The sequence below is a fragment of the Streptomyces sp. GC420 genome, assembly GCF_009916105.1.
GTDB lineage: Bacteria > Actinomycetota > Actinomycetes > Streptomycetales > Streptomycetaceae > Streptomyces.
This window is the reverse complement of record NZ_JAAAXQ010000612.1, coordinates 1-2,977: the sequence shown is the minus strand read 5'-3', so window position 1 is coordinate 2,977 and position 2,977 is coordinate 1. Positions and strand designations below refer to the sequence as shown.

The 2,977-nt window shown below is 73.0% G+C and carries 2 protein-coding genes; both read right to left on the bottom strand.

All coding sequences use genetic code 11. The features are described 5' to 3' along the window. Window positions 1-33 precede the first annotated feature (33 nt). Window positions 34-2,331 (bottom strand): bifunctional glycosyltransferase/CDP-glycerol:glycerophosphate glycerophosphotransferase, encoded by a 2,298-nt coding sequence (locus tag GUY61_RS36870; RefSeq protein WP_166634655.1) that lies wholly within the window; start codon window positions 2,329-2,331, stop codon window positions 34-36. A 33-nt stretch (window positions 2,332-2,364) separates the two neighbouring features. Then, a partial coding sequence (locus GUY61_RS36865) for a CDP-glycerol glycerophosphotransferase family protein (RefSeq protein ID WP_208106913.1) occupies window positions 2,365-2,977 on the bottom strand: 613 nt, incomplete at its 5' end.

Sequence of the window (2,977 nt, the reverse complement as noted above, 5' to 3'; positions counted from 1 at the left end):
CCGTTGCCCCTGCCACCCCGCCTCCCTGATCGTTCAGCGGGCGGCGGCCGAACGGGGCGTCGCGGCGGCCGAACGGGGCGCCGGGGCCGGCCGGCGTTCCCCGGGCGGGACGACCGGCGGGAGCGCCGCGTCCGCCTCGCCGAGGAAGACCCGGCGCACCACCCGCTCCGCGGCCCGGCCGTCGTCGAAGGCGCAGAACCGCTCGCGGAAGGCGGCCCGCAGGGCACTCGCCTCCGCGCTGTCCCACGTCCCGTCGCGGAAGACCGCCGCCAGTTCCTCCTCGGTCCGCGCGACGGCGCCCGGCGTGTCGCCAGGGCGGCCCGACAACAGGTCGAAGTACACCCCCCGGGACTGCCGGTAGACCTCCCAGTCCGGGGCGTACGTCACGATCGGGCGGTCCAGATTGGCGTAGTCGAACATGATCGACGAGTAGTCGGTCACCAGGACGTCGGCGGCCAGGCACAGTTCCTCGACCGACGGGTGGCGCGACACGTCGATCAGCAGACCGTGCCGCTCCAGGTCCCGCAGCCCGGGGGCCTCCTGGTAGAGGTAGTGCGCCCGGACCAGGAGGACGAAGTCGGGGCCCAGCGCGCGGACCAGCCGCTCCGGATCCAGGAGCGGGGTGAAGCCCCTGCGGTAGTCGCGGACCGTCGGCGCGTACAGGACCGCCGTCTTGCCGGCGGGCAGGCCCAGGCGGGACCGGCAGCCGAGAACTTCCTCGGCGCCCGCCCTGTAGAAGACGTCGTTGCGCGGATAGCCGGACTCCAGCGTGGTGAACCCGACCGGGTAGACGCGCTCCCACACCTCCGTGGAGTGCCCGTTCGAGGAGATGCTGTAGTCCCAGCGGTCGCAGCGCCGCAGCAGCTTGGCGAAGCTCATGCCGCGCGCCGCCGCCGGGTACGCGCGCTGGTCGATGCCCATCTTCTTCAGCGGTGTGCCGTGATGGGTCTGGACATGGACCTGTCCCGGCCGTTTCACCACGCCGTCCGGGAAGTTGACGTTGTTGACCAGGTACCCGGCGCGCGCCATCACCTGCCAGTAGCGGCGGGTGCTGACCACGACGTGGTCGATGCCGGGCGGAAGTTCCGCGGCGGCGGCCGCGGAGACCGCCCACACACCCCGCACCCGCGGTGCGAGGGCCTTCGCCGCTTCGTACACCGCGAGGGGGTTGCACTGCGCGCCCCGGTTCCAGTAGGCCGCGTACACCGCCAGGTCGTCCTTGAGGGGGAGGCACAACTGGAGCCGGTACCAGAGCCGGAAGAGGCTCCTGGCCAGCGCGTTCCGCCTGCGGCGCAGCCGCTTGCGCGCCCCCGCGAGCCGCGCCGTGGCCGCCTCCAGCACGGTGTACGCGAGGAACAGCCGGTGCCGCATCAGGCGGTGCCGCAGGCCCTGTGGCCGGTGCCCGACGGGCCGGAAACGGCGCAGGTCGCGGGCGGCGCGGCGGAAGAACTCGCGGCGGGCGCGCGGCGGTACGCGGTCGCGGCGGCCCAGGATGAACAGGTAGTGGTCGGCCATGTGCCGGTAGAGGAAGCCCTGCCACCTGGCCAGGCCGGGGTGATCGGCGAGGAAGCGGAACAGCCGCTCGTACTGCTCGAAGACGGCGAAGTGCCTGCGGTCCGGGCTGCGCAGCGCGTTGCCCGTGCGCCGCTGCCGGTAGTGCACGCACACCCGGTCGAGGAGCGCGATGCGCCGCGCGGTGAACATCGACTCGTACGCGACCACCATGTCCTCGTAGTAGCCGGGCGGGAAGGTGAAGCCGTGCTCGAGGAAGAAGTCACGGCGGTACGCCTTGTTCCACACCACCGTGAACATGTCGAGCAGTTCGGGATGCTCGTCGACGGTGAAGACCTCGGGTCCCGGACGTGACAGCACCTCCGCGTCCCGGTTGCGGGCGACCTTGCCCCACCAGTAGGTGCGCGCGTAGTCGTAGACGACGATGTCGGGTCCGCCGGTCGCGGAGATCCGCTCGACGAGCGCCTGGAAGGTGCCGGGCAGCAGTGTGTCGTCGCCGTCGAGGAAGACCAGGTACTCGCCGCGCGCCAGGCGTACCCCGGTGTTCCTGGCGTGCCCCACCCCGCCGTTCTGCTCCAGGTGCACGGCGCGCACCCGCGGGTCCCTCGCGGCGAACTCGTCGAGGATGCGGCCGGTGGCGTCGGGGGAGCAGTCGTCCACGGCGATGACCTCGAAGTCCCCGAAGGACTGGGACAGGACCGATTCGAGGCACTCCCGCAGGTACCCCTGCACCTTGTGGCAGGGGACCACCAGGCTCAGGCGCGGAGCCCCGGTGGCCTCACCGGACAGCAGACGGGGGGACGGCAGCGGTGCGGACATGGCGGGGCGGCTCCAGGACGGCGGGAACGGACGTCAGACGAGGGCGACCGGGTCGCAGGCGTACGGCTGCCCGGACTTGGGCTCGGGCTCGGACGTGCGCCCGGGGATGCGGGCGGCGGGCACCGGCTGCCGGTCCGCAGGCGGGACGACGGGCGGCAGCTCGGCCTCCCGCAGGCCGAGGAACACCCGGCGGACCACGCGCTCCGCGGCCCGCCCGTCGTCGTACGCGCAGAAGCGGGCCCGGAAGGCGGTGCGCAGCCGGGCGGAGCGGGCGCCGCTGAAGTGGCCGCCGGTGAAGACGGCCAGCAACTCGTCCTCCGTCCGGGCGACCTCGCCGGGCGGGAAGGCGCGTACGTCGAAGTAGGTGCCGCGCGCCGCCTCGAAGGCCTCCCAGTCGTCGGCGTACACGACGATCGGCCGGTCCAGCAGGGCGTAGTCGAACATCAGGGACGAGTAGTCGGTTACGAGGACGTCGGCGGCCAGCATCAAGGACTCCACCGAGGGGTGGCCGGAGACCTCGATCAGCCGGGGGAGCGGCTCGGTGGTCAGCGGTCCGCCGTCCGCCGGGTGGGCCCGGGTCAGCAGGACGAAGCCGGGGCCGAGACGGCGCAGCAGCCGCTCCAGGTCGAGGGGCCGGTGCGGGCGG